Source organism: Streptomyces sp. BB1-1-1, assembly GCF_031597775.1.
GTDB lineage: Bacteria > Actinomycetota > Actinomycetes > Streptomycetales > Streptomycetaceae > Streptomyces > Streptomyces thinghirensis.
This window is the reverse complement of sequence record NZ_CP134203.1, coordinates 8,477,680-8,503,413: the sequence shown is the minus strand read 5'-3', so window position 1 is coordinate 8,503,413 and position 25,734 is coordinate 8,477,680. Positions and strand designations below refer to the sequence as shown.

The window sequence follows — 25,734 nt, the reverse complement described above, 5'->3', positions numbered from 1 at the left end:
CTGGGCCGCGCAAGCCATCGACAGATGTCGAAACACGCAAGGAGTCGCCGTGAACGCGCCCGCCACCACCGAGCTGCCCGTCGCCGTGATCGGGGCCGGACCCGCCGGCCTGGCCGCCGCCGCCCACCTGATCGACCAGGGCATCGAGCCCCTGGTCCTGGAGGCCGGGTCCACCGCCGGGGCCGCGGTGCGCGAGTGGTCTCACGTGCGCCTGTTCTCCACCTGGGGCGAGGTCGTCGACCCCGCCGCCGAGAAGCTCCTGGCTCCCACCGGCTGGACCCGCCCCGACCCGGCCACCTACCCCTCCGGCGGCGACTGGGCCGACCTGTACCTGCAGCCGCTCGCAGACGGCCTCGGCGAGCGGGTCCGCACCTGCCGCCACCGTCACCGGAGTCTCCCGGACCGGCCGGGACCGGGTCGTGGATACCGACCGCGAGCAGCAGCCGTTCGTCGTGCACGTCGCCCACGCCGACGGCCGTGAGGAGCGCGTCTTCGCCCGCGCCGTCATCGACGCCTCCGGTACCTGGTTGACGCCGTCCCCGGCTGGCGGCAGCGGCCTCGCCGCCCTCGGAGAGAAGGCCGCCGCGGACCGGATCACCTACCGCGTCCCGGACCTGAAGGACCCCGCCGTCCGGGCCCGGTACGCAGGCAAGCGCACCGCCGTGATCGGTTCTGGCGCCTCCGCGTTCACCGCCCTTGCCTACCTGGCCGACCTCGCCGAGGCCGACGACGGCGCGGGAACGAAGGGCGTGTGGGTCCTGCGCCGGGGCATCTCCGGCTCGACCTTCGGCGGCGGAGAGGCCGACCAGCTCCCGGCGCGCGGCGCCCTGGGCCTGGCGGCGAAGGCCGCCGTCGACGAGGGCCACGCGGACGCGGTCACCGGCTTCCGCACGGAGGCGATCGAGTGTGACGCCGACGACCGCCTGATCCTGGTCGGCGAGGACGGCCGCCGCCTGGACGCAGTCGACGAGGTGATCGTCCTGACCGGCTTCCGTCCCGACCTGTCCTTCCTCGACGAACTGCGCCTCGGGCTCGACGAGCGCCTCCAGGCGCCCGTCGCCCTGGCTCCGCTGATCGACCCCAACCAGCACTCCTGCGGCACCGTCTACCCGCACGGCCACCGCGAGCTCTCCCACCCGGAGCAGGGCGTGTACCTGGTCGGGATGAAGTCCTACGGCCGCGCCCCGACGTTCCTGGCGATGACCGGCTACGAGCAGGTCCGCTCCGTCGCCGCGGCGATCGCCGGCGACCTCGACGCGGCCGACCGCGTGGAACTCACCCTGCCCGAGACCGGAGTCTGCGGCGGCGCCGGCCTCTTCGACGCCCCCGACGCCGCTGAGGCCGACAGCGGCGGCTGCTGCGCGCCGGCGCCGCAGCTCGTCCAGCTCGGCGCCCCCGCCCAGGTCGAGGCGGCTGCCGAGCAGGCCCCGGCGGGCGGCTGCTGCGGCTCGTGACCAGCCTGGGGCCCCCGCACGCGGGGCCGCGACCGGAACAGGGGACCGGTCGCGGCCCCGCGCCGCCGTGCTCCCTCTGCGCCACGCAGATCATGAGCTGGGGCATCGTCTACTACGCCTTCCCCGTCTCAACCCCCAGATCACCGCCGCCACCGGCTGGCCGACCGGAGCGACCACCGCGGCGTTCTCCCTCGCTCTCGCCATCTCCGCACTAGCCGGAATCCGCGTCGGACGCATCCTCGACCATCGCGGCCCGCGCACCGTCATGACCGTCGGCTCGGTGCTCGGCGTCGTCAGCCTGCTGATCGTGGCCGCAGCGCCCAACCTGCCGGCCTTCTGCGCAGGTTGGGCGCTGGCCGGGCTCGCGATGGCGGCCACCTTCTACCAACCCGCGTTCGCCGCCCTCACCCGCTGGTGGGCCCCCGACCACATCCGCGCCCTGACCATCGTCACCCTCGCGGCGGGCTCGCCTCCACCGTCTTCGCACCCTTGACCGCGGCCCTCGCGGACCACCTGTCCTGGCGCCACACCTACCTCGTGCTCGCCGTCATCCTCGCCGCCGTCACCATCCCCGCCCACGCCCTGGCCCTGCGCGCACCCTGTCCCGACGGCCCAACCAGCCCGGCGCAGGCGACCGAAGGCGCGGCCGAGGTCGGGCGCAACCGCCCCTTCCTGCTGCTCGCCACCGCCTTCACCCTCTCGGGCTTCGCGATGTACGCCGTCGTCGTCGCCCGTCCCGCTCCTCCTGAGCGTGGGTACACCACCAGCCGGGCCGGGTGAGGCACGTTCGGGCGGCCTATCAGTGAGTTTCCAGCTGGCCAAGCAGTTGGCGGAGGTGCGGGCCGAGCGCGACGAACTTGCTGTCGCCGAACGTGTCCTTGAGCGGGTGAACGAGCAGCTCGTCGACGAACGCGCCCTGGTTGCGCCGATGCCCGGGCAGGTGGGCGGCCGGGCGTGATGCTGATCCCGCACCGCGAGCCGGGCTCGGACGAAAGCATGCTGCCGCCGCCTTACCAGCGCATCCTCGCCGCCGTGCGGCAGGCCGCCGGACCGGCAAGGCCGCGAGGTCGGCGAAGTGGTGGGGGTGGACGTCAGCGTGCGGGCCAAACTGGAACCACTACGCAGCAAGCTGGTCAGACTCGTCGATCGCGGCTGGCTGCGGAAACTGCCCGACGACCGGTTCACCACCCGCCTGTGACCAGGAACGCCGCCACTCGGAGCGGCTGGGCGCAGGCGTAACCGGGGTGCCCCCGACGGCCGTTGGACTTGTGTGACGAATACCAAAGAGCGCGCCGAGGACAACTACTCGCTTCTCTACCAGTGCCGTCTGCCGCTGTCCACGCACACCGTCAACCACCTCGCCGACCTACTGCGGCGTCACCTGAAAGCGATTGGGTTCCGGAGGCAAATCCTGCCGCCGGGCAAGATCGCGGTGATCGTCCTGGCCGTACTCCGCCACTACCAGCGCCAGGCCGACATGGCAGGTGGTAACAACGTGTCCGAGTCCACCGTCCGCCGCCGGCGCGGCGAGCTGATCGGACTGCTCGCCGCCCACGACGACCACATCCTGGCCCACCTGCGCGCCGCCGGCCTCGGGGCGCTGGCCGACCTCGGCTTCCGCGGCCTGGACAACGACATCCTCGACCCCGTGATCCTCACCGGCCACGCCGCCAGCCACACCCACACGCTCTCGCCAGGGCTTCGCTCACCTCAAGAACTGGCGGATACTCGCCAAACTCCGTGCCGATCCCGCCCGTGCCACCCAACTCTTGCGCGCATTGCTCGTCCTGACGAACCTCGAAGTCAACCGCTGACGGATGATCTTCTCCGCGAACTCACGCCCACGACCAGCGTGAGCACCCCGAGAACCGGTCACACCAGCCTTTTGAATTGCTTCTTCAGGTTGGCGAAGGCTCAAGCAGGGCCACCGCGTCGCCATCACCGCACGCGACGCCGACCGGCTCGCGGCCTTCTCCACCTCCGTCGCGGACCGGGACCGGCTCCTGACCATCCCCGGCGACACCAGCGGTGCCGTTCGGCGATGGACAAGACGGCTAGCAGCGGCTAACAGAATGGGCGTCGCGGGCTGACCTACAGAGATCCCGGCTCGCCGTCGGCAATGAACCGTGTCAGGGATTGCTCCAGCAGTTCTAGAAGCAGCCGCAGGTCATCGGCTACCTTGTCGAGCTCCGGTTCGTCCAGCGACGCCGTCCTCGTCCGATGAACCGACCCATCAGGGCCCGCGACGTAGGACAGGCCGCCACCGTTCGAGCCGATGACCAGACCGGGCCTCTTCTGGTTCGTGTCTACGTCGACAGCGCCGTACTCCTGGAGTCGCAGAAGGACGTCACTTGCTGGGTGCAGGAAGTAGCCGTTGCCGACGTCCGCCCAGGTGACGTCGCCAATGCTGTCGTAGAAGGTGACCAGGTCGGCCGGGATGAGGCTCGCTTGGGCAAGCGCGCGAGCCGCGGTTTGATCGTCGCGGTTGGCCGGCCGGACCTCGTTGACGCCAGGGGGAAAGCCGTGCCGGCGCCCGAACTCGCCTGTCATTACCGTGAGGGTCACGGAGACTCTGTCCGTCCACGAGGCCAGCCAGGCGGGTGCAAGCGAATGGTCACTCATGCGGCCGGATCATGGCATGAGCGGCGGACATACATGAGGTGACCGGCTAGTTTCAGGAATGTTTCGTGGATGTCGGCGCGTCGTTCCCACCGGATCGGCAGGCGTCGGAAGCCGTGCAACCAGGCAAAACTCCTCTCCACAACCCAGCGGTAGGTGCCCAGCCCGGTGCCGTGTCGGGTACCGCGGCGAGCAGGGACAGCGTTGCGTGACGTCGTTGCGGTTGCCGCCGGTCAGCAGGACCGCGAGCGGGGTGCCGCGCCCGTCAGTGAGCAAGTGATGCTTGGAGCCAGCTCGTCCCCGGTCGACCGGCGAGGGGCCCCGTCTGGCACCCCCGTTGAGGAGTCGACCACGCAACGGGACCAGTCCAGTCGTGAGACCGCGTTCAGCTCGACCAGCAGGACCTCGTGCAGCCGCTGCCAGACGCCGACCTGGTTCCAGTCCCGTAAGCGGCGCCAGCACGTCATGCCCGAGCCGAAGCCGAAGCCTTGCGGCAGGTACTCCCACTGGAACCCGGTGTGCAGCACGTACAGGATCCCGCACAGCACCTGCCGGTCTGGCAGCGGCTTGCGGCCCGGGTCCGAAAGCACCGCTCGCGCTGCGGCAACAGCGGCTCCAGGCGGTCCCACAACTTATCCCACACGATCCACGGCGACGTCCCCACACCGGACCGAAACGCTCAACTACTGTTCTGGAGGCGGCAATCAGGACCGAGCCACCTCTTTGTGTTAGTCGCTGTAAGTTCCACTCCCTGATGGATGGCAGGCACGCTGCGCAGCCCGCGATGCACTGAAGCTCTGTCAGCGCATCGCGGGGTGCGAAGAGACAGCCGCCCAGTGCGGGGCATGTCAGGCAGGATCTGCGTACCCGCCGTCCACGGTCGGGTGACTGTCGCCCGGGTACTCAGAAGCCCGCAGGTGCTCCCCCAGCGCCTGGATGACTCTCTGGGGAGCGACGAGCTCCTCGAGGACCTGAGTGGGAACAGCCTCGGCATCCTGCACGACCGCAATTGGTCCACAGGCCACCACTTCTACCCCCTTACGGCCTGTGTGCCGGGCCGATGAGTTTGCCAGTTGTATGGGGTCCTCCTTGTGACGATTCCGCCCCGTCGGCGGGACCAGGAAACGCCGGCCCCCGGCGCCTCAGCCGCTGCTGGAACCAGCCGGGTGAGCCATCTTCCTTCACCGCGGACCATGGTGATCGGAACCTGCAGTTGAAGGACGATCCCTGCTCGGTCGTCCGGCAGGCTCGGGGAGGCGACGGATCTGCTTGATGACGCGCTCACGCAGGAGGAGGTACTCCTCCCAGCGCCGAGGCAGAGCCCCCGGGGGGCGCTCGACGACACGGGCTGCGGTGACAGTCTGGCCATCCTGGAACTGCTCGCGCGTCAGGTCGAGCTCCACACCGCTGGGCAGCCGATTCCACCAGTGAAAGCCTTGCGGTTCCCCGCTGCAGTGGACCTCCCCAACCATGAGGTCGCCACCGAAGATGTCGTTCACAATCAGAGCCGTGACGTCACAGTGGCCCCACGCCGGGTTGCCGGGCTGCCAGCCGGCGCGAGCGAGGTCATCCGGAGAACAGGTGTAGGCGGCCCAACTGGTGCGCAGGGGTTTGTCGATGTCCAGCAGGTTCCAGGGGATCATCCCGTCAGCATCGCTCATCCGGATCCGGGACCAGGGACTCTGTCACGACAGCCTCATGTCCACCCCAACCAGGCTGATCTCCTCTGGCAAAGGAGCTTCGACATGAAACGCACGGACACACGAACGCCCAGCTCTTCGGACAGTTCCCGGGCTGCGGCTTCCTCATACGACTCGTCCACGTCCACGGCACCGCGGACCATCACGCCGGAACCACGGCAGCGGGCCAAGCGCTGCTGCAACCACTCGAACGCCAGCCGTTCGCCCTCCCACACCACCTGCTCCCCGTCCAGGCCGGTGTCGTCGGGCAGCTGCGAGAGGGCGGCAACCCCGGATTTCCCGGAACGCGGCCTCACCGCCGAGTGGAGGGCGCGCTCGCGTTGGACACCATGAGTTGCAGATCTCCTGGCCCTGGGCACCATTTATCTGCACCCGCGGATTGAGGATTTCAGGAAACAGGCACAAAGTTTCTTTACAGTAACGAGCGGAGCGGATTCGTTCAACACGCCCGGAGCGCCGCAACGTGCTACTGTCATGGTCAGTTGCAGTTTTGGTTCCCGAATTCCAGTGCTTCCTGTCGACCTCTGTGCGGATGGAAGTATTTTGGCACCGGTTTTTCCGGACGGGGCGATCATCGCGGCGACGCGGCGTCCGTACAGTGCAGGCGCCGACGCACTGCCCCGAAGGAGAAAAGACATGGCCAGTGGCACCGTAAAGTGGTTCAACGCGGAAAAGGGCTTCGGCTTCATCGAGCAGGACGGTGGCGGCGCCGATGTGTTCGCCCACTACTCGAACATCGCCGCCCAGGGCTTCCGCGAGCTGCTCGAAGGCCAGAAGGTGAACTTCGACATCGCGCAGGGCCAGAAGGGCCCGACGGCCGAGAACATCGTCCTCGCCTGACTCCGGCGCGCCCTTCGGCGCGCACTTCGTAGCTGGGGCCCGCATCCTTCGGGGTGCGGGCCCCAGCTGCATGCTTTTTCGTAGCCATTTTCACCTGCTGCACGACCGCGAGGAATCCGCAGAGTCAAGCACACGGGTTCCCGTTTCACTCGGCCTATTCTTGCAATTCTCCATGCGTTCGCTGCTGCGGGAATTCCTTGATATGTGCCGCATCGAGGAAGGTTCCGCATGAACCGCACACGCACGAACGACCGCTTCTCCCACACTCGCAGCGGCAGCGCCGCCCCCGCGAAGAACGGCGGCCGATACGGTTCCCCGGCCCGCTCCGGCGGGCCGTTCCGTTCCAACGGCGACGGCCGCGGCCGTCGTCCAGCCGCGGTACAGGGCGAGTTCGCCCTCCCGAAGACGATCACCCCGGCGCTCCCCGCCGCGGAAAGCTTCGCCGATCTCGACATGCCCACGCAGCTGTTGGCCGCCCTCGGCTCACAGGGCGTGGCCGTTCCGTTTCCGATCCAGGGTGCGACCCTGCCGAACTCCCTCGCCGGCCGCGACATCCTCGGCCGGGGACGCACCGGTTCCGGCAAGACCCTGGCCTTCGGGCTGGCCCTGCTGGCCCGTACGGCCGGACAGCGCGCCGAGGCCCGGCAGCCGCTGGGACTGGTCCTCGTACCGACGCGTGAGCTGGCGCAACAGGTCACCGACGCGCTCATGCCGTACGCCCGGTCGGTGAGGCTGCGCCTGGCCACGGTCGTGGGCGGGATGCCGATCGGCAGGCAGGCCAGCGCGCTGCGCGGCGGTGTCGAGGTCGTTGTCGCCACTCCCGGGCGCCTCAAGGACCTCATCGAGCGCGGCGACTGCCGGCTGGACCGGGTCCGTGTCACCGTCCTCGACGAAGCGGACCAGATGGCCGACATGGGCTTCATGCCGCAGGTCACCGATCTGCTCGACCAGGTGCACGCCGACGGACAGCGCATGCTGTTCTCCGCCACTCTCGACCGCAACGTCGACCTGCTGGTGCGCCGCTACCTGAGCGACCCCGTCGTGCACTCCGTCGATCCGGCAGCCGGCGCGGTCACGACGATGGAGCACCATGTGCTGCACGTCCACGGCGCCGACAAGCACGCGGCCACCACGGAGATCGCCGCGCGCGAGGGCAGGGTGTTGATGTTCCTGGACACCAAGCACGCCGTGGACCGTCTCACCGAGCACCTGTTGAGCAGCGGGGTCCGGGCCGCCGCCCTGCACGGGGGCAAGTCGCAGCCGCAGCGCACCCGTACGCTGACGCAGTTCAAGAACGGGCACGTCAACGTGCTGGTAGCGACCAACGTCGCGGCGCGCGGAATCCACGTCGACAGCCTCGACCTCGTCGTCAACGTCGACCCCCCGACCGACCACAAGGACTACCTCCACCGCGGCGGCCGCACCGCCCGCGCCGGCGAGTCCGGCAGCGTCGTCACCCTGGTCACGCCGTCCCAGCGCCGCGCCGTGACCCGCCTCATGGCGACGGCAGGCATCGTCCCGCAGACGACCCAGGTCCGCGCCGGGGCGGAGGCCCTGCACCGCATCACCGGCGCCCAGGCTCCCTCCGGTGTCCCGGTCGTCATCACCGTACCGGTGGCCGAGCGCCCCAAGAAGCGTGGCGCCACCTCGCGCGGCCGGCGCCACCCGGCTTCGGCGGCCCGGCGCGCGCCCGCCCGGCGGTCCGTCACAGACGCGGCAGCCTAGAACCATCCTGATCAGAAGGCTGGCCCATCAGTTGACCGAACCCTGCAGGAGGCACTACTTGACGCTGGTCCAGGCGCAAGCCCGCTCGATGAGCACCGACGCCGCGCACAGGACGGCCGCCGACGCGATGGACGCGGCCGGGCCTCAAGTCTGGGAGGACATGACCGTCGAGGTGGCGCTGTCCGTCATGGCCGCCGCCCGCACGGGTCGCCTCGTCGTCTGCGACGAGGACGGCCAGTACATCGATCTGGTCACCCGGGACCGGCTCAATGCCGTGCGGGACGGTTCCGGATACTCGGACCGGGTCCGTCTGCGGGACATCACCGCGACCGTCGGACCCCTCGTCTCCCCGCTGACCACAGTGGCCGAGGCCGAGCACGCAATGCGTCACCAGCGGTTCGGGGCCCTGCCCGTGGGTGACGAACACGGCAACGCCCTGGGCGTTCTCGCCCACTCCCGCTGACCAGCCTCACCATGGTCGGCCCCTGCCCCTCTTCTCACTGTGAGGCATCATGCGCTGTGTCATCGCCCGCTTCCCGTTCGAGCTCACCAAGGGCGGCGTGCTCGAAACGATGAAGGGCGTCAAGCCCGAGCCGGTCACCGGCGACTCGGTGATCATCGGACGCCGCCACTACCCCACCAAGCAGGTCGGTCAGGTCATCACCCGCCAGGACCGCCGTGACTTCAGCGGCGGCGAGGTTCTCCGGGCCATGGCCCGGCTCGGCTTCACCTGCCGCACCGCGCCCGAGGCTGCGACCGTGACCGCGAGGATCGTCGACCCGCTCCAGCGGGCTTCCGCGATGCTCGGCGCCCCCTTGTCCATCTGACCCGGCGGGACAGTCACGAACCAACAGCGGTCAGGGCCCTCACCGGCGCACGCGGGTGGGGGCCCTGACCGCGTGCCACGGCGTTCCCGGTCGGCGGCGGCCCCAGAGCGGGAGGCAGGTGGTGCTCAGTGATCGGAATAGCTGAAGTCACCCACGGTCCAGGCGCTTACGTCCTCGATCGCCACACGGTACATCCCGCCTGTTTCCGGGATCCCCATCGTGCCCTGCAGAATCCTCGCAACATGGAAGTGCAGATGCGTGGGCGGCCCGTCTCTTTCCACAGGGGTATCGAAGACGGCAGAGAACTCGCCCAGGTCGGCGGAGCCCGCCAGTACCTCCGACACCCTCTGCCTCCACACGGCTTCGGGGGCCAGGCGACCGGTGAGGACAGCGCCACCGGTAACCACGGTCAGGGACATCCGACTGCTTTGCCCGGACTCCACGAGGGCGACGATGTCAACGATCAGCCCGTCAGACTTCGACATGAGACGGGATTCTATACACCAAGCGGCCCGGACAGTAACGCCACTCGGTCAGAGCGGGCACTCACGGCCCTGCCACCCAAGGCCCGCGCATCACCGTTCCCGATCGTCGATCCCCCTCTGGCGTCGCTCACGCCGCAGGTCCTGATCGGTGCCTCCTGGAGACGGCCCGGAAGGCCTACCCCGCACCGCGATGCCCCATGTTTGTTCCGCCGGAGGTCAGGCTCCCCGCCGGTGACGCGACGGCCGAGGGCGGCGCCAGGACGGCGGAGACGGCCCCCAGGAGCGTCATGGCGTGGTGGGCGTTCAGGTGTGAGAGTCCGAGTCCCCCAGAACATCTGGTGGGCCCGACGACTGCACCGTTATGCTGCCACGTCCTACAGGTCAGGGAGGTTCCGCACCATGAGCAGCAGCCCGTTGCCGTTTCCCGATCGGATCGAGCTCACAGGGGAGGGCATCGTCCTGCGTGACTGGACGGAAGCAGACCTGGCCGTGATGCCGGATCTGTTCGACCATCCCGACATCGCGTACTGGACGCCGATCGTCTCGCCCTTCGACGAAGCGGCCGCTCGCGCACGGCTGGACAGAGAGCGGAACATACGGGCGGAGGGCACGACCATCCTGCTCGCCATCACCATCGACGGTCGCGCGCCGCTTGGCGAGGTGATGCTGCGGCGCGCTCCCGAGGGCACAGAGATCGGCTACGCGGTCGGCCCGGCGTACCGCGGCCAGGGGCTGGCCGCGCGGGCGGTGCGGGTGATGGCCGCATATGCCTTCGAGCAACTGGGTGTGGAAGAAGTGATCCTGGAGCTGGAGGCCGAGAACACCGCCAGCGTCGCCGTGGCCACCAAGGCGGGCTTCAGCCTGCTCGACGTGCCACTGATCGAGGGGGACGAGAAGGGACGCCCCTATGTCCTGCAGACGTGGGGCCTGCGGGCACCGGCGTCAGGCACGGAGCCAGCCGCCGTCGACTCTGCGTCCTTCATGCGGGAGCCACGCCGCTGAAGCTGTCGCCACGCTAATGGGTCTGTTTCGGTCCTTACTCGTCGAACCCGAAAATCGTAGCCGCGTGAGACCGCGGGCACCGAGGGCCGCCGGAAGCGCGCGCCCTTATGTGGTAGCGAGCCGGGCTAATGGTGCGGCCGATTGCAGAGGAAGCAGCCGTCCCAGAGCGGGAGCGCGCTGAGGACGCGGTGGCGCACGCACGAGGCCATCGAGGCCTCGTTCGGGCCGGGGAAACCGCGTGCGGCGCTGCTCTCGGCGGGTAGGACGCAGGTCTCCACCATGGTCGCGAAGCGGTGCAGGTAGTTGTGCACGCGGGGCGGGTGGTAGCCCAGCTCGCTCCAGCGATGTCCGCTCGCCGCGAGTGCTGTGGCACGCAGCACGAAGTCCTTTGCGCGGGCGCGTTCCCGCTCCGTCGTACCCCAGTCGAACTCCGCCAGGTCGAACCCGACGGCACCGCGCCCCATGACGTTCTGGTCCTGCAGGGTCAGCAGCGCCGCGAAGCGGAAGTCCCAGTCCTCGGAGGCGAGATCGGACACGGCCAGCATCAGCACGTCGATGAACACCGCGGTGGCGCCATTGGACAGGTCCAGGTCGTGGCTGCCGCCTGAGAAGATGTTGCTCACCGACCTATGATGCGGTCCCGGCCCTCCACCTGCTTGGAGAAGACGCATGACGGATGCCAGCACCGGCAAAGTGGTCGTGAACAGAGTGATGTCCCTCGATGGGTTCATCGCCGGTCCCGGCCAGACGATGGACTGGATCTTCGAGCACATGACGTCGGCGACGTTCCCGGAGGTCATGGCCACCACGGGCGCCATGCTCATCGGCCGGGGCACGTACGAGGTCGGCAAGCGCATGTCCGACGAGAACACCGACTACGACGGCGGGACGCGGTTCGTTCTCACCCACCGCCCGCCCGACGAGCCGGACCCCAACGTCACCTTTCTCACCTGCGACATCGAGGAAGCCGTGGCCACGGCACGCCGCGCCGCCGGCGACAAGAACCTGGAGATCCTCGGCGCCGACGTGGCTGCCCAGTGCCTACAGCGCGGCCTCGTCGACGAGATTCTGGTGTACGTGCTGCCGGTGCTGCTCGGCGATGGCGTCCGCTTCACGCCGCCGGGCCTCGACCGGATCGACCTGGAACCGTTCAGCAATGTCCAGTCAGGCGGGGTCACTATGCTGCGCTTCCACGTGCGCAAGTAGGCACGGTCGCCACTACCAGCCTACGCGAGTTGGACCGGCACCGAGACGCGAGCCTGGGACGACAAGGCCTCCCTGCATTCGAGTCGGCTTCGCAATCCTCGTGCTGCACCGGAGGCCCTGGCTTGCGCCCTTAAGGCCGGGCGCACCAGCCGCATGGAGAGGCCAGCCACCCTCCGCCGCGCAGCCTCACAATTTCACGGCACCGGCCATCACCACGAGACTCGAACTCATGTTGGAGCTGTTCACCGAAGGCTTCGGGCCGGCGGGTGAGCTCGACGGCCTGGGCCTGTGCAGCGGGCCCGGCACTCATTGTGGTTGCCGGGCACCGGCTTGCCGACAGCGACGACCAGGCGAGCGTCGGCGTCGATGACTACTGGGTGGTTAGTGGGACCGGTCGTTCCTGCTGGAGGCGACCAATGCCCCCTTTCCGCGGCCGCCCGCACCTCCGTCCGTCCGCCTCACTGTCTGCTTTCTCCTGCGAGGCCGTAGCGGGTCAACCATCCATCCGACTTCACAGAACCTCCACGTTCGCGCTCTGTGCGTAATACAGTTTTCCCGCGTGACTCGTCATCTTGTCGCGCAAGGGGGCAGATGTAGCGGAAATCCTCCGCATGCCCAAGGTGCGCCGCTGGGGGGCTTTGTGCAGAAAATGATCATGGGTTCGAACGTGGCCCTGGCGGACCTGAGCGACAACATCGGTTCAGTGATCGTCAGTCTGCGGTGGGCCAGTCCCACCGGCGAGGGCGACGCGGACGTGTCGGTCCTGCTGCTGGACGAAAACGGCAAGGTGCGCAGCGACGGAGACTTCTACTTCTACAACCACCCGGTGGCCGCCGATGGAAGCGTGCAGCTTCTGGGTAAGACGCCGACGTCGGACGGCAGTGAGGACCGGATCAGCTTCGACCTCACGGCCGTACCGCCAGCAATCGAGCGGATCGTCGTCGCTGCCAGCAGGTACGACGGGGCTCGCTTCGGTGACCTGGAGGACGTGAGGATCACGCTGGCCGACGCCGCCGGTGACAGCCTTCTGCGGTTCGCCGTCGATGACGCGGGCTCGGTGGCGGCGGTCATCTTCGGCGAGTTGTACCGACGGGGCGAGGGATGGAAGTTCCGTGCCGTCGGGCAGGGCTACGAATCAGGGCTTGCCGGGCTGGCGACGGATTTCGGCGTCGACATCGAGGACGACGCGGCCGAGGAGGCAGCGGCAGCGCTCGTCGCTGCAGAAGCCGGCGAGGAGGCGGACGCGACGGCTTCTGGGCCGGTCGAGGAACCGGTCGAGAAGGCGACGCTTGAGGCCATCCCTGCTCCTCGCCAACCGGAGGGCGCAGCCACCGAACCGAAGAAGCCGGCCGCTCGCCCCCGAACGGCGAAGAAGAAGGTCACCCTTCCCAGGACGGTGAAGAAGACCCTCGCGGAGAACGATTCCTGGAAGCAGGCCAGGCTCTTCCCGGTCTCGGTGCTCAAGAGCGACCGGGACCGCGAGATGCGCGCCACCTCGGTATTGCTGTCGGTGATGGCGCAGGTACCGGAGTTCAGTAGGAGGCTGACCGCGGGGTTCGGGGCTCCGGCGGGCCGCATGGAGACGTTCACGGAGGTCTCCCTGCCTCACGGTGACAGTCCGCGGCGCCCGGACGGGGTGATCCGCGTGGAACGGGCGGGCAAGTTGTGGACCGCGCTGGTCGAGACGAAGACGAACGGCAACGGTCTCAAGACCGACCAGGTGCAGGCGTACACGGACATCGCAGCACGCCGCGGTTACGAGGCCGTGATCACACTGACGAACGATGTCGCGCTGGAAGGCAGCCCGCTCGTCGACGTCAAGATCGACAAACGCCGCAAGCACAAGGTTGCCCTCTGGCACCTGTCCTGGGCAGAAGTCGCCCACCAGGCGCAAATGCTGATCAGGCACGAGGGAGTGAGCAACGCGACGCACGCGTGGCTGCTCCAGGAACTCCTGCACTACCTGCATCACGAGAACTCCGGCTGCCACGGTTTTCAGAATATGGGCCCCGCCTGGGTCCCCGTGCGCAACGGCATCGACGATGAAACCCTCTGCCAGGGCGACGCCCGCGCACTGGAAGTGGTCGAGAACTGGGAGCGACTCATCCGCCAGGTCTGCCTCAGACTGGGTGGCGAACTGGGAGAGAAGGTCCTTCCCGTTCAACGTGCCAAACGCGGAACCGGCCCCAAGGAACGCCGGGACCGCCTCGCCGACCAACTGTGCCTCGACGGCCGCCTCCATGCGGCACTGCGCATCGACAACACCCCAGGTGTTCTGGCCGTCAGCGCCGACCTGCGCACCGGGAAGCTACGCACCTCCATCGAGATTCCGGCCCCACAGCAGGGCTACCCCCTCAGCTGGGCCAAGCGACTCGTCCGGCGCCTGGCCGAGGCACCGGCCGACCTGCACATCGAGACCCTCACCGACAGCGATACCGGAGGCCCTCGCGGAACCCTGGAGCGACTCCGCCCCGAACCGGCGGACCTGCTCCCGAAGGAAAGCGGCACCGCAATCACCGGGTTCCGCCTGTCCCTGCTCAAAAGCATGGGAAGCGGTCGCGGCAACGCCGAGACCGGCTTCATCCGCAGCGTCGACGACGCCGTAGACCGCTTCTACACCACCGTCGCCGTCCACCTCGACACCCCAACAACACGCCGGACAACATCCGGGGAACGCGCCACGACCGGATGACGCCAAGACACAGCCGCGGCGACAGCGTCTGTGTCCGCCGGGGGGCTGTCTCTTGCGCACGCCTGCAGCCGGCCTGCGCGAGAGCCCACCTCACGCCTGCACCAGACAACGGGTATCGGAGGACGAGGCCGGCGAAAACGCCGAGGCAACCATGCTGATCGAGATCGGCGGCACGCTGAGCGTCGAACCACACCATGTGCAGCTACCACTGGGCCATGGACGAGGTCATCGACCACTACCTCCAATCCGACAGCCACTGCCCCGCCCTGGTCATCTTCCAGACCGACGGCGGCCCCACCAGCAAGTACGCTGCCGAGCGCTACCTGTGCAAAGCCGCGCGCCTTCCTCTGTTCTGGCAGTTCATCGGCTTCGGCGACCCCGACGACAACGAGTTCGCCTTCCTGCACAAGCTGGACACCCTCGCCGTCCCGACTCGTCGCATCGTCGACAATGCAGGCTTCTTCCATGCTGGGCGCACCCCGCATGCCATACCCGATGACCGCCTCTACGACCAGCTCTTGCAGGAATTCCCCGACTGGCTGACCGCCGCCCGCACCGCCGACATCCTGCAGTAGAGCCGTTGTATACCCACCGAACGTCCCATCAGCGACTGGACCGCACCACTACAGCATGGCGCACGCGGACGCGGGCGGTTCGGATCGAGCAGACGCGACGGCTGACCAAGCTGCGCGGGGAGGGTCTGGTGGACCGGGTGACGCTGCCGCAGCCCGGCCGGACCAGCTGCTGGTTCGTCACCCAGTACGGGGGCAGATCGTCTCCGAGTAGCCGGAGCTGCGGGACTGGCGACCTACGCGAACGGCGTCCGACCACACCGCCGCCCGGCTCCGGGACGGGCACGCGCTGACGGTGACGGAGACCGGGCAGGCCTTCACCTGTCCGGTGGGCCGGTCCGGGAAGGCGATGGGGTTGAGCCGGTGGCGGGCCAGGATCCGGTGGATGGTCGAGGCGGGCAGGCCCAGGATCGGGCCGAGGCGGCCGGACCGAGCTTCGGTCCTGGCGCAGGCGGCACACCTGAGCCTCGGTCGCCGCCGGGGTGCGGCGCGGTGTCGTGCGAGGTCGACTGGAGCGGTCCTACAGCCCTTGCTCGCCTTCGGCCCGCCACCGGCGGACCCACTTGTGAGCCGTGACGCGCCAGATGCCCCGAACCAGTCCCGCCTACCGCAGGCGGATCTCCAGGTCCGTGGACGGTCAGCCGCTACCGCGCCGCAGTTGGCCACCGCGGAACGTGCCGGCCCCGCCGGCCGCCGCCCTCGCATCGGAGGCGGAAACATTCCGGCAGCGACGCCAGGGTGCCTTCCTCCACTCCGTCACCGCAGAAGCAAGCCGCCCTCTCACACACGCCCGTCAGTTCCTCTCAGGTCGGTCCTCCTCCGAGAGGAACTGCAGCTCCATTGACGAGGATGCCTTTCCGTTCAAGACTTAAGGGTCGGCCCTGGCGACGAGGCCGCCCGTGATCAGGTCGGTCAACGCGGTGACCGCTTCGCCGTCGGTTGCCCGCTCCCGGTTCAGCTCGGCGGCGATCGCCTCGGCCGCGCCCAGCACCGCGAGCAGCCGGCCCATCAGCGATCTCGCCGACGACCTGCTGCGCTACGCCGTACCGCGGCACACCTACACCGACGCCATCGCCCTGCTCCTGCTGCGTAACCGATAGGACTCGTCCACGGCCTGCTCCGTAACGCGAAAGTCCGACACTGCAGACACCACCAACGCGTCAGCGCAGCGCCGATGACATCCTTTCGTTCAGGACGGGCCGGTCCTCATGCCCCCCCCCTTCGCGCTGTCGGTGGCGTCGAGAGTGGGACCACTTCGATGCCGGCCACTCCCTGGGCGCGCCGGCTGGGGTGCCGCGACAGCCGAACAGCCGGGCTTCGGGCGGCCTCGACGAGGGCCCCATGGGAACGGGTCCGGGTGCGTGACCACTACCGCGGGTCGTCGTCCGGTCCGGGCCGCCGCACCACTTCGAACAGATCGTTCCGGTCGGCCAGCGTCTCCAGGGACAGGGTGCGGTATCCGGCTTGGTCGAACAGCACAGTGATGCGGTCTCCATCCTCGCTGAGCACCGTTCCCCCGCCCCACTGACCGTGCCGTACCTGAGTACCGACCGGGTAGCGGGCGGCGGTGGGATGTACGGGCCGCTGGGCCTCGGCGGGCCCTTGGCCGCCGGTGACGTCCTCCGCCTCACACCGGTCGCAGTTGTCGCACGGCGGCTCGTAGACCTCGCCGAAGTATCCGAGCAGGAAGTAGCGGCGGCAGCCGGTTTCCTCGGCGTACGCCCGTGCCATGGCCACTCGCGTGCGGTCCGTACGCCGATGCGCCTCGGCCGTGCGTGCGGCCTTCTCCGCCGCCTCGCCAGGTGGTGTGTCCGGCGCCGGGCGTACCTCGCCCTCGTCTCCGGTGGCGACCGTTCCGGCCTCCTCCAGGAGGTTGACCGCGGCCGTCACGCGTGGGCGGGACAGACCCGTGTCCTGGCGCAGTTCCGCCAGGTCGGCCGGGTCATCGTGGTGGTCGTGGACGGCGTCGGCGACGTCCGTCAGCGCCCTTCTGCCGGTGGTGCGTGCGGCGAAGAACGTCTGCATTCCGGTGTCCTCGGGACGGTAGTACAGCACGGCGTTGGCCGGGCGGCCGTCCCTGCCGCAGCGGCCGATCTGCTGGTAGTAGGCGTCGAGCGAGCCCGGGAGCGCGGCATGCAGCACGTACCGCACGTCCTCCTTGTCGATGCCCATGCCGAAGGCCGAGGTGGCCACGATCACGTCGGCCCCACCGGACTGGAACGCCCGGTGCACCCGGGTACGCTCGGCGGCGCTCAGACCGGCGTGGTACGCCTCGGCCGCAAGTCCCAGTGAGGCCAGTTCCCGTGCGTAGTACTCGGTGTCCTTGCGTGTACCCGCGTACAGCAGGCCCGGTTTGGGCTCGGCCGCGGCCCGCTCCACGACGGCGTGGCGACGCTCGTTGTCGTCCTGGAAGCGCCTGACCTCCAACCGGATGTTCGGCCGGTCGAAACCGGTCACCAGCAATCTCGGGCGATTCATGCCCAGTCGCTCGGCGATCTCCTCGCGCACCGGCGGTGCGGCGGTCGCCGTGAGAGCCAGCAGAGAGGGCCTGCCTACTCGTCGTACGGCCTGTTCCAGACGCAGGTAGTCGGGCCGGAAGTCATGGCCCCAAGAGGACACGCACTGCGCCTCGTCCACCACGAACAGAGCGGGCCGTAGCTCGGCCAGCCGCTCGACCACCTCGTCCTTCGCGAGCTGCTCGGGCGCGAGATAGAGGAACCGAGCGCTGCCCTCGCTCACCTGCTTCCAAGCGGAGCGCTCCTCCGAGGAGGCGAGGTCGGAGTTCACGGCGACCGCGCCCGGCGACCGCTCGCCCCCGGGCAGGCCGGCGATCTGGTCGCGCTGCAGGGCCAGCAGTGGTGAGACGACCACGACCGGACCGTCCAACAGGAGGCCGGGGACCTGGAACACCGCGGACTTGCCGGAGCCGGTCGGCATCACCACCAGGGCGTCCGACCCGTCCAGCACCCATTCCATGGCTGTCAGCTGCTCCGGGCGCAGGTTGTCCCACCCGAAGACGTCCGCTGCCACACCGCGCAGTCGTGCGGCCCGCTGCCCGCCCGCGGCCGGTCCCGTCGTACCGCCCATGCCCAGTACCTCACTCCGTTCGCGTCGGCCAGCAGCCCGCGAGCATCCAGGCGGACGCCCTCGCCCGTCCGCATCGCCGAGCGCCTGTCTGCCTCGGTCGGCCGACCCGGCGTGTCCGCCGACGGCAGGGCCCCGGGTACCCCGTCGGTGGAGAACAACCGGTCGGTAGGAGAGGTGATCGGCGCTGTCCGGGGCGGAGCCCCCGTGCAGCTCGTAGCCGTAGCCGTAGCCGTAGCCGGGAAACGGCGGTCGATGGCTCCGGAGCACCCAGGTGGTGCAGGAGGAGGCGTCGAGCAACTCGAACAGGCAGGCCGCACACAGGGGATCGCGCACGTCCCGCCACCAGCCGGCCATGACCGCTCGGCCGGGGTCGACGCCGCGCGGGTCCGGCGGTGGGTCGTAGCGGGCGTGAGGCGCCCGACGGGCCGCACGGCCCTCGGACGGTCACGCCCGGGGGGCAGCCATCCCCGCGAGGCAGCGCTCGGTGAGACCGAGGGGGGCGGCGGCCTGCTCAGGGAGCGACTTCGTTCACCGACGCCCTTGGTTGCTTGCGCAGTCGGTCACCGGAGTCTGTCGGCCGTCGGGGTCGGTTGTGTGGCGAGTGCGGATCAGCTTCGCTGTCCTGCGGAACGAGGTTGGCGTACTCCTCGATGTGGGTGATCAGGCCGATCTGTCCGTCCGGCCCGGGTGAGCCGCGGCCGAGGTGACCGGTGTCGGACCCGGCCGGCGGCGGGTACCGCTCCCAGGGCCAGTCTCCTCCAGGCCGTGAACGCGTTTTGTGGGCAACGCGGGCCCGGAAGAGGCAGTCAGCCGTTACGACGCGCGGCCCAGACGGTGCGCTCGGTGCGCACCGCGAGGTCGTCGCGGCGCAGGATGCTGTGCGGGCTGTCGGTGTCGAGGAGCCGGTCGAGAGCGGCGACGTCGTACGTCGACAGGACGTCGATGGCCCTGTGACGCAGGCGCTGCAGGGTACCGAGGGCGTAGGCACCGATCGCCGGATTGCGGGACCCTTCGATGTCGACGGTGACGGTACGTTCGCCTTCGAGGGAGAAGCCGGCGGCTGTCAGCATGGGCCCCCAGTCCGCACCGCGGTGGGGCACATGGTGGGCGTGGAACTGCCGGCCGGCGGCGTGGCAGCGCTCCTCCAGGCCGGGCCGCTCACTCGGGGCGCCGGCGGGCAGGAAGCGCGGGAAGTCTGCGAGTTCCACGACGGCGAAGAGCCCTCCCGGCGCTAGCAGGTCGTACACGTTGCGCAGCGTCTGGTCCGAGTCGGCGATGTGGTGCATCGATGCGGACGCCCACACCAGGTCCGGGCTGCCGAGGTCCGGCCAGTCGCGCTGGTCCAGGTCGGCCAGGACCGTTCGCACGCGGTCGTCCACCCCCAGGGCACAGCTCTTCTCCCGCAAGCGTCGCAGGTGGCCGGCCGAGGCGTCGACCGCCGTGATCCGGGCACCGGGGAACCGGTCGAGCAGGGCGAAGGTGCCCGCACCTGTCCCGCACCCGAGGTCGACGACGTCGCGCGGGGGCGTCTGGACCGGCAGCCACTGGGTGATGGCGGCCGTGTGTTCGGCCAGGACTTCGGCGTCCAGGTCGAGAATCTCCGCTTGGCCGTCCCTGCTGTGCAGATGGTCATGGCCGTGGGGTGTGTGGGTCATGACCTCACAGTAGAACCGTCATGCGCGTACGGCACGACCTGTCCCCGAATACGCAAGAAGGAGGCTCCAGAGCATGCGAGCTGGGCAAAGCACCCGTGCCCGCACCGCATCACGACGTCATGTGCGTGAAACGCTTCCGCCTCAGTCGCCGGTGCGCTCGCTGTCGCCGTCGCGCTGATGGCCGCGGCGGGCGTCCCGGTCGAAGATGCCCAGGATCTCGCACGGCCCTCCCTCCGCACCGATGGCGTGGGGCAGCATGGTGGGGAATTCCGCGGCCTGGTTGGTCTCGACGCGGAAGCGGCGGTGGCCCAGCATGAGGGTCGCGGTGCCGGAAAGGACGACGAGCCATTCGCGCCCCGGGTGGGCGCGCATGCGGGCTGGGTTGTCCGGTGGGGGTTCGGTCATCCGCTGGCGGACGACGCTCATGCCCGGCTCGCCCTTCATGGGCCAGCGCATGAGCCCGTGGGCTCCGTCGATCATCGGGCTGGTGACGACGTCGTCGGACGCGGTCTCCACAAGCTGGTCCAGCGAGGTGTCCAGTGCGCGGGCGAGGATGACCAGTTGGTCGAGGGCCAGGCGGCGCTGGCCGTTCTCGATGCGGCTCAGCGAGGACTGGCTGATGTTGGCACGGCCGGCCAGTTCCTCGAGCGACCAGCCCTGCGCCACCCGCAGGGCGCGAATCCGCTTGCGTACGAGGCTGTCCAGATCACCATTGTCTTGCGTCATGGGCAACATTGTATGCCGGTACTGCATAGTGGGCTTAGCTTCGTGTGCAGAGGCCCGGGACCAGGCGGGCCAGCTCGAAGGAGAGGGCCGATGTCATGGCTACCGCAACCGCCCCGTACGAAAGCGGCATCCTGCCGGACGAGACCGTAGACAGCGTGGTGATCGGCGGCGGCGCCGGACTGAAGGACACCCGAGCCCGGTTCGCCGCCCGCGATGTTCGCGTCGTCGACACACCCGTCCAGGAGGTCGTCCCGGACGGAACCGGGAGGTGGCAGGAGTTCGCCTGACGGCGGCCAGGCCGTCGAACGTCGCATCCTGGCCGTCGCCACGCGGACGCACGACCGTACCGAAGGGCTGGACGGGCTGAAGCTGCCGATGGAGGACCTGCCCGACGTCGTGGGGCGCCGCTTCGCCTCCGGCATGGCCGGCACCACCGACGTGCCCCGCGTGTGGGTGGCCGGGAACGCCACCGACCTCACCGCGCAGCTCGGCGCCTTGGCTGCCGTCGGTGACCTGGCCGGCTCGCACATCAACGCCGTGCTGGTCGCGGCGGACGCCGACGCCGCCCTCGCCACCGGCCAGGGCACCGCGACCGCCTGAACGCCGGGCCCGTACCGGCTCGCACTTCAGCCGCACGAGGCCCTGCCCCCTGCTCCATCCACCCGGGTGACCGGCCCTGTTCCGGCGCTCGATTCACATGCCCTTTTTGAGAGGAACATATGAGTACGCACCCGTTCCGCCAGGTGGCGGCCGAGAAAGGCATGGGCGCGCCGGACGCGCGTCAGCTGCGCAGCATCCTGATCGCCGTCTCCATAGCCCTGATGGCCGTCATCGCGTCCGTATCGGGTTTGAACGTCGCGCAGACCCACCTCGCGGTCGAGTTCGACGCCTCGCAGAGCACTGTTCTGTGGATCATCAACATCTACACCCTGACCCTGGCGGCGCTGCTGCTGCCGCTCGGCGCGATCGGTGACCGCCTGGGCCGCAAACCCATGCTCCTCACCGGGCTCACCGTCTTCGGCATCGCGAACGTGGCAGCCGGCTTCGCTCCGAACGCCGAGGTGATGCTGGCCTCGCGGGTGGTCTCGGGTGTCGGAGCGGCCGTGATCATGCCGATCACCCTGGCCGTGATCACCTCCACCTTCCCGGAGGAACAGCGCGGCAAGGCGATCGGCGTGTGGACCGGTGTCGCCGGCGGCGGCGGCATCCTGGGCATGTTCCTGTCCGCCCTCCTCGTCGACGTCGCGGACTGGCGCTGGTTGTTCGTCCTGCCCGTGGTCCTGGTCGCCGCCGCGATGGCCATGACGCTCAAGTCCGTTCCCAACTCCCGCGAACGCTCCACGCACCCCTTCGACACACTCGGCGCACTGATCTCCGTGGTCGCCGTGGTCGGCCTCATCTCCGCCCTGCAGGAAGGCCCCGAGCGCGGCTGGACCGACGCCGCGTCGCTGACCGGTCTCGGCGTCGGACTCGTCGCCGCAGTGGCCTTCGTCGCCTGGCAGCTGCACCGCCGCGACGCCTCGCTCCTGGACGTGCGCCTGTTCCGTGAGCGCGGCCTGGCCGGCGGCTCCCTCACCCTGCTCGTGGTCTTCGGTGTCCAGGCCGGTGTCGCCGTGGTCCTCTTCCCGTTCTTCCAGGCCGTGCTGGGCTGGTCCGGGCTGCAGTCCACCCTGGCACTGATGCCGATGGCCCTCATGATGATGGTGCTGTCCGGCGCCGCCCCCAAGGTGGCCGCCCGCATCGGCTCCCGCTCGACCATGGCCGTCGGCATCGCGCTCGGCGCGGTCGGTCTGGCCCTGATGGCCCTGTTCGTCTCCGTCGACGGCGGTTACCCGGCCATCCTGCCCGGCATGATCGCCATGGGTGTCGGCATGGGCCTGGCGATGACGCCGTCCACCGAGGCCATCACCATGTCGCTGCCGCGCGAGAAACAGGGCGTCGCCTCCGCGCTCAACGACGTCACCCGCGAGTTCGGCACCGCGCTCGGCGTCGCCCTGCTCGGCGCCCTGGTCTCCGCCGGCTACCGCAACGCCATCGACGACGAGCTCGACCCTCTCCCCGCCGACACCGCGGACACCGCACGCGAAGGCATCGCCAACGCCCTTGAGGCATCCGGCGGCGCGGGCTCCCATGCCCAGGACCTCGTGCACGCCGCCCAGCAGTCCTTCGTTGACGGCTGGCAGCAGGCCATGTGGGCCGGCGTGGCGGTCATGGGCGTCCTGTCCGTCTACGTCGCCCTGCGGGGCCCGAAGTACGCCGTCCCCGCGCCGCGTCCCGACAGCGAAGTCGCCGAGGCCATTCCCTCCAAGTGATCTGCGACCGCCGGGACTCCCGGACGTACTCCCCTCCCGGCGGGCGCCGCGCGCCACTCCGCACCGGCCGCCCGGCGCCCGTACGCGGCGACGTCACGTAGATACGTCACCGGGACACCACGACCCACCGGGGACCCACCGAAGTCGAACTTGCCGAACGTCTCGGGATCAGCCGCCGTACCGTCCGCCGCGACATCGAGCGGTTGCGAGGACTCGGCTGTCCCTTGCGCGCCACCCCGGCGCAGCCGGGTACCAGCTCGGCGCCCGGCGCCCCGGCCGCCTGGTCCTTCCCGCAGTCCTCGCACGGCAGGCCTGGCGCACCGCTTCGGCGGCCGCCGCGCGTCGTCGGTGGCGTACCGCAGTTCCCAGCACCGCACCGAGGTGGTCGCACTCGCGACGCCGGAGGCGCGGAGCCAGTTCGGGATCCTCGATCGCTTCCTCGCCGAGGCCGCCGACGGAGCGGGCGGCCGATTTGTGTCCTGGGCGAACCACGACACCTGCGCGAAGACCATGCTTACGACTCTCGAGGTCATCGAGACCGAGCAGTTCGCCGACCGCATCATCGTGGTGACCCGCGACGCAACGGCTCTGTACGACAACGAGTTCGTCGATGGCGCGTGGGCCGCTGGCCCGCCGCCGACAAGGCCGTCGCTCGCGGGCGTTGCCGCGTGGTCGGCCCGGGAGACGGCCGGCTTCAATGACGACATCGCTCGCGCAGAGGTGCGTGTGCACCGAGATGTGCCGGGTGAAGACGAGCGCCTGGCCGTCGCACGGGACGCGCGGTTGGCCACCGCGCGTCCCGAGCCGGTCCGCCGCATCGCCCAGCCGCGAAGGCGCGCACCGGGCGTCGACCACCACCAGCTCTCGCCGCCAAGCACCGGTGGGTCTCCGACGAGCTGATCGTCCCGTCCTACCTGAGCGGCGTCGTGACTGCCTTAAGAGCTCGTAACAAGATCATGAGTGAGCCTTCGCCCAGGACGGACTCGGGTAGCCGTCGTGATCGGCCGGGACGTCCGGCGACGGGCGGGATGCCGTCGACCAGGTCGGAGCATCTGGGTGATGTCGTTGACGTTGGCGGCGGTGGTGATGACGTGCAGCGGGTGCCCTTGCCGTCACAGATCAAGTGGTGCTTGCTGCCCGTCTTTCGCCGGTCGACCGGCGACGGACCAGTCGCAGCTCCCCCTTATTCGCTCGGACATGAGAGCCGTCCACGCACGCGCGGGACCAGTCGAGTCCGCCGGCCGCGTCCAGCTCGGCAAGTAGGAGGTGGTGCAGTTTCTCGATACTCCGGCCTGCTGCCAGCGGGCCGGACGCCGCAAGCAGGTCTGTCCGGAGACGAAGCCCATTTTTAGGGGCAGGAGTTGCCAGGCGATGTCCTGGTGGGGACGTACAAGATGCCCTGCAAGCACATCCGGTCGTCCACCGGCTTCGGCCCCGGTGACCGCTCGGGCCCGGGCAGGAGCAGCGGTTCGATCCGTGCCCAGAGACCGTCGTCCACCATGCAAGGCCGAGTCGTCACACGACACGAGCGGCGGAGCCATCACATCGGTCACGCCTGACCAGGGCACATCGCCAAGATCCTGTTACGAGCTCTTAGCCATGGAAATCCCCCATTGACGATATTGATGTCTCCGCGCACGGGCGCGGAGCAGCGCGGCGGCCTCGACCGATGCGGCCAGGCGGCGCTGGAGGCGCGCAAGCTCAATCAGGATCGGCGCCACGTCCACGACGACCTCGGGCTCGGGAAAAGCCTCGCGGCTCAGCTGTAGGTTCTCGCGGTTCGGGTCCTGTTCAGAGACTGTGAGCTGCGGCTTGGACCCGGTGTCTCACGCCGTTTCCAAGCCGGCCAGTCTCACGGTTGCGTCCGAATCCCCGGACCGGCCACGAGGAGCAGCGGCCGGCCGGCAGGAAGCCGTCCACAGGACATCGCCCCGAGTTGTGCCTCAGCGAAATGCGGCGATGCTACGGGCGACCCAGTCGTTGAAAAGACGCGGAGCGCGGCCGAGGACTCGTTCCACGTCCGAGCTGATCCGCAGTTCCGCGGCGTTCGGGGCGGAGATGATGTCCAGGGTGTCGTCGGCGAGCTCCGGCGGCACGAACTGGGTCATCGCGGCCTTGGCCTCCTCGCGGGTGAGTTCGTGGAACCGCACCGGTGAGCCGAGCGCGGCGGCGATGACCTCCGCCTGCTGACGGGGCGTGATCACCTCGGGCCCGGTCAGCTCGAAGATTCCGCCAGTGTGCCGGTCGTCCAGCAGGCAGGCCGCAGCGACCTCGGCGATGTCCGCCGGGTCGACGATCGGAACCCCGACATCGCCGAAGGGTGCGGAGACCGTCCCTTGCGTGCGAACGGACTTCGCCCACGCCAAGGCGTTGGAGGCGAAGCCGCCCGGTCGTAGGACGGCCCAGTCCAGGCCGGACTCTCTCAACGCGTCCTCGACCGCGCGCATCGCGATCCGCGACGGGCCGAGCGGCCTGGTCGCCACGCCCTGCGAAGAGAGCAGGACGACTCGGCGGACCCCGCTTGCAGTGGCCACGTCGATGAGGTCGGTCAGCCTGGCTTCGGGGGCGTGCAGGTCGCCGGACAGTAGGAGGAACAGCGCCTTCGCCCCATCCAAAGTGGGGGCGAGGCTCTGCGGCTCGGCCAAGTCAGCCGGCACGTGCCGGACTCCGTCCGGCATTGCCGCCGCGTGCCGTGACACCGCCGTCACCTGCTCGCCCGCCTTGGCCAGGGCCTGCGTCAAAGGCCGGCCCACATTCCCGGTAGCCCCGGTCACCACGATCATGTTCAGCTCCTAGTCCGTTGTGCACTGCGGCAATTGACGCTAGAAGGCA

Annotated in this window: 25 protein-coding genes and 6 pseudogenes; 19 read left to right on the top strand and 12 right to left on the bottom strand. The window is 69.3% G+C overall.

Annotated elements, in window-relative coordinates; all coding sequences use genetic code 11:
* The first annotated feature begins 49 nt into the window (after positions 1–49).
* The 4 genes and pseudogenes from RI578_RS39140 (at position 50) to RI578_RS39125 (ending at position 2,652) form a co-directional block, all read left to right on the top strand.
* Positions 50–1,454: pseudogene (locus RI578_RS39140) on the top strand (NAD(P)-binding domain-containing protein).
* Positions 1,414–2,228, top strand: a pseudogene (locus RI578_RS39135) (MFS transporter); the annotation flags it as partial. The pseudogenes RI578_RS39140 and RI578_RS39135, both read left to right, overlap by 41 nt.
* 28 nt (positions 2,229–2,256) lie before the next feature.
* Entirely contained in the window at positions 2,257–2,412 is a 156-nt protein-coding gene (locus RI578_RS39130) for a hypothetical protein (protein WP_310875539.1), read from the top strand.
* Between the two features lie 117 nt (positions 2,413–2,529).
* Positions 2,530–2,652, top strand: coding sequence for a hypothetical protein (locus tag RI578_RS39125; protein WP_310875538.1), 123 nt, complete (start codon positions 2,530–2,532; stop codon positions 2,650–2,652).
* 168 nt (positions 2,653–2,820) lie between these two features.
* On the opposite strand, the gene RI578_RS39120 is transcribed toward RI578_RS39125, so the two are convergent.
* The 5 genes and pseudogenes from RI578_RS39120 to RI578_RS39100 all read right to left on the bottom strand — a co-directional run bounded on the left by RI578_RS39120 (position 2,821) and on the right by RI578_RS39100 (position 5,916).
* Positions 2,821–3,132, bottom strand: a complete 312-nt coding sequence (locus RI578_RS39120; protein WP_310875537.1) for a hypothetical protein — start codon at positions 3,130–3,132, stop codon at positions 2,821–2,823.
* Positions 3,133–3,545: 413 nt separating this feature from the next.
* The gene (locus RI578_RS39115; RefSeq protein WP_310875536.1) at positions 3,546–4,004 is read right to left on the bottom strand and encodes an SMI1/KNR4 family protein; all 459 of its coding nucleotides are present in this window, start codon (positions 4,002–4,004) and stop codon (positions 3,546–3,548) included.
* Positions 4,005–4,072: 68 nt separating this feature from the next.
* A pseudogene (locus tag RI578_RS39110) lies at positions 4,073–4,737 on the bottom strand (IS5 family transposase).
* A gap of 517 nt (positions 4,738–5,254) precedes the next feature.
* On the bottom strand, positions 5,255–5,716 hold the full coding sequence (locus tag RI578_RS39105; RefSeq protein WP_310875982.1) for a hypothetical protein: 462 nt from the start codon (positions 5,714–5,716) through the stop codon (positions 5,255–5,257).
* A gap of 53 nt (positions 5,717–5,769) precedes the next feature.
* Entirely contained in the window at positions 5,770–5,916 is a 147-nt protein-coding gene (locus RI578_RS39100) for an NUDIX domain-containing protein (RefSeq protein ID WP_310875981.1), read from the bottom strand.
* A 493-nt stretch (positions 5,917–6,409) separates the two neighbouring features.
* Between RI578_RS39100 and RI578_RS39095 the strand changes: the two genes are divergently transcribed.
* The 4 genes from RI578_RS39095 (at position 6,410) to RI578_RS39080 (ending at position 9,165) form a co-directional block, all read left to right on the top strand.
* A complete protein-coding gene (locus RI578_RS39095; protein ID WP_121745217.1) occupies positions 6,410–6,613 on the top strand; it encodes a cold-shock protein in 204 nt (67 codons plus the stop codon).
* Positions 6,614–6,841: 228 nt separating this feature from the next.
* The gene (locus RI578_RS39090; protein WP_310875535.1) at positions 6,842–8,338 is read left to right on the top strand and encodes a DEAD/DEAH box helicase; all 1,497 of its coding nucleotides are present in this window, start codon (positions 6,842–6,844) and stop codon (positions 8,336–8,338) included.
* Between the two features lie 58 nt (positions 8,339–8,396).
* On the top strand, positions 8,397–8,801 hold the full coding sequence (locus RI578_RS39085) for a CBS domain-containing protein (RefSeq protein WP_310875534.1): 405 nt from the start codon (positions 8,397–8,399) through the stop codon (positions 8,799–8,801).
* Positions 8,802–8,850: 49 nt separating this feature from the next.
* Positions 8,851–9,165 (top strand): SCO5918 family protein, encoded by a 315-nt coding sequence (locus RI578_RS39080; protein WP_310875533.1) that lies wholly within the window; start codon positions 8,851–8,853, stop codon positions 9,163–9,165.
* A gap of 125 nt (positions 9,166–9,290) precedes the next feature.
* Here the strand turns inward: RI578_RS39080 and RI578_RS39075 are convergent, their stop codons facing one another.
* The gene (locus RI578_RS39075; protein ID WP_310875532.1) at positions 9,291–9,650 is read right to left on the bottom strand and encodes a hypothetical protein; all 360 of its coding nucleotides are present in this window, start codon (positions 9,648–9,650) and stop codon (positions 9,291–9,293) included.
* A 399-nt stretch (positions 9,651–10,049) separates the two neighbouring features.
* Here RI578_RS39075 and RI578_RS39070 point away from each other — a divergent pair, with 399 nt between their 5' ends.
* On the top strand, positions 10,050–10,652 hold the full coding sequence (locus tag RI578_RS39070) for a GNAT family N-acetyltransferase (protein WP_310875531.1): 603 nt from the start codon (positions 10,050–10,052) through the stop codon (positions 10,650–10,652).
* Between the two features lie 125 nt (positions 10,653–10,777).
* Here RI578_RS39070 and RI578_RS39065 read toward each other — a convergent pair whose 3' ends face one another.
* Positions 10,778–11,275, bottom strand: a complete 498-nt coding sequence (locus RI578_RS39065) for a hypothetical protein (RefSeq protein WP_310875530.1) — start codon at positions 11,273–11,275, stop codon at positions 10,778–10,780.
* A 46-nt stretch (positions 11,276–11,321) separates the two neighbouring features.
* On the opposite strand from RI578_RS39065, the gene RI578_RS39060 reads away from it, so the two are divergent.
* The 3 genes and pseudogenes from RI578_RS39060 to RI578_RS39045 form a co-directional block, all read left to right on the top strand.
* Positions 11,322–11,858, top strand: a complete 537-nt coding sequence (locus RI578_RS39060; RefSeq protein ID WP_310875529.1) for a dihydrofolate reductase family protein — start codon at positions 11,322–11,324, stop codon at positions 11,856–11,858.
* A 649-nt stretch (positions 11,859–12,507) separates the two neighbouring features.
* Positions 12,508–14,550 (top strand): TerD family protein, encoded by a 2,043-nt coding sequence (locus RI578_RS39050; protein WP_310875980.1) that lies wholly within the window; start codon positions 12,508–12,510, stop codon positions 14,548–14,550.
* Between the two features lie 200 nt (positions 14,551–14,750).
* Positions 14,751–15,125, top strand: a pseudogene (locus RI578_RS39045) (VWA domain-containing protein); the annotation flags it as partial.
* Positions 15,126–15,440: 315 nt separating this feature from the next.
* Here RI578_RS39045 and RI578_RS39040 read toward each other — a convergent pair.
* Positions 15,441–15,711, bottom strand: a pseudogene (locus RI578_RS39040) (helix-turn-helix domain-containing protein); the annotation flags it as partial.
* A gap of 310 nt (positions 15,712–16,021) precedes the next feature.
* Here RI578_RS39040 and RI578_RS39035 point away from each other — a divergent pair.
* Entirely contained in the window at positions 16,022–16,222 is a 201-nt protein-coding gene (locus tag RI578_RS39035; protein ID WP_310875528.1) for a hypothetical protein, read from the top strand.
* Between the two features lie 268 nt (positions 16,223–16,490).
* Here RI578_RS39035 and RI578_RS39030 read toward each other — a convergent pair whose 3' ends face one another.
* The 3 genes from RI578_RS39030 to RI578_RS39020 form a co-directional block, all read right to left on the bottom strand.
* Positions 16,491–18,209 (bottom strand): RecQ family ATP-dependent DNA helicase, encoded by a 1,719-nt coding sequence (locus tag RI578_RS39030; RefSeq protein ID WP_310875527.1) that lies wholly within the window; start codon positions 18,207–18,209, stop codon positions 16,491–16,493.
* Positions 18,210–19,015: 806 nt separating this feature from the next.
* Positions 19,016–19,864 (bottom strand): methyltransferase, encoded by an 849-nt coding sequence (locus RI578_RS39025; protein WP_310875526.1) that lies wholly within the window; start codon positions 19,862–19,864, stop codon positions 19,016–19,018.
* A 141-nt stretch (positions 19,865–20,005) separates the two neighbouring features.
* Positions 20,006–20,590, bottom strand: coding sequence for a helix-turn-helix domain-containing protein (locus tag RI578_RS39020; protein WP_399062903.1), 585 nt, complete (start codon positions 20,588–20,590; stop codon positions 20,006–20,008).
* Positions 20,591–20,685: 95 nt separating this feature from the next.
* On the opposite strand from RI578_RS39020, the gene RI578_RS39015 reads away from it, so the two are divergent.
* The 6 genes and pseudogenes from RI578_RS39015 (at position 20,686) to RI578_RS38990 (ending at position 24,671) form a co-directional block, all read left to right on the top strand.
* The gene (locus RI578_RS39015; protein ID WP_310875524.1) at positions 20,686–20,877 is read left to right on the top strand and encodes a hypothetical protein; all 192 of its coding nucleotides are present in this window, start codon (positions 20,686–20,688) and stop codon (positions 20,875–20,877) included.
* A gap of 88 nt (positions 20,878–20,965) precedes the next feature.
* Positions 20,966–21,190 carry a hypothetical protein gene (locus RI578_RS39010; protein WP_310875523.1) on the top strand — a complete coding sequence of 75 codons (225 nt, stop codon included), beginning with the start codon at positions 20,966–20,968 and terminating at the stop codon, positions 21,188–21,190.
* A 119-nt stretch (positions 21,191–21,309) separates the two neighbouring features.
* Positions 21,310–22,902 carry an MFS transporter gene (locus RI578_RS39005; protein ID WP_310875522.1) on the top strand — a complete coding sequence of 531 codons (1,593 nt, stop codon included), beginning with the start codon at positions 21,310–21,312 and terminating at the stop codon, positions 22,900–22,902.
* A 146-nt stretch (positions 22,903–23,048) separates the two neighbouring features.
* Positions 23,049–23,153 (top strand): annotated as a pseudogene (locus tag RI578_RS39000) (helix-turn-helix domain-containing protein); the annotation flags it as partial.
* Positions 23,154–23,283: 130 nt separating this feature from the next.
* Complete coding sequence (locus RI578_RS38995) at positions 23,284–23,802, top strand: zeta toxin family protein (protein ID WP_310875521.1); 519 nt, start codon at positions 23,284–23,286, stop codon at positions 23,800–23,802.
* Positions 23,803–24,515: 713 nt separating this feature from the next.
* Positions 24,516–24,671 (top strand): hypothetical protein, encoded by a 156-nt coding sequence (locus tag RI578_RS38990; protein ID WP_310875520.1) that lies wholly within the window; start codon positions 24,516–24,518, stop codon positions 24,669–24,671.
* A 174-nt stretch (positions 24,672–24,845) separates the two neighbouring features.
* On the opposite strand, the gene RI578_RS38985 is transcribed toward RI578_RS38990, so the two are convergent.
* The gene (locus RI578_RS38985) at positions 24,846–25,685 is read right to left on the bottom strand and encodes an NAD(P)H-binding protein (protein WP_310875519.1); all 840 of its coding nucleotides are present in this window, start codon (positions 25,683–25,685) and stop codon (positions 24,846–24,848) included.
* Between the last annotated feature and the right edge of the window lie 49 nt (positions 25,686–25,734).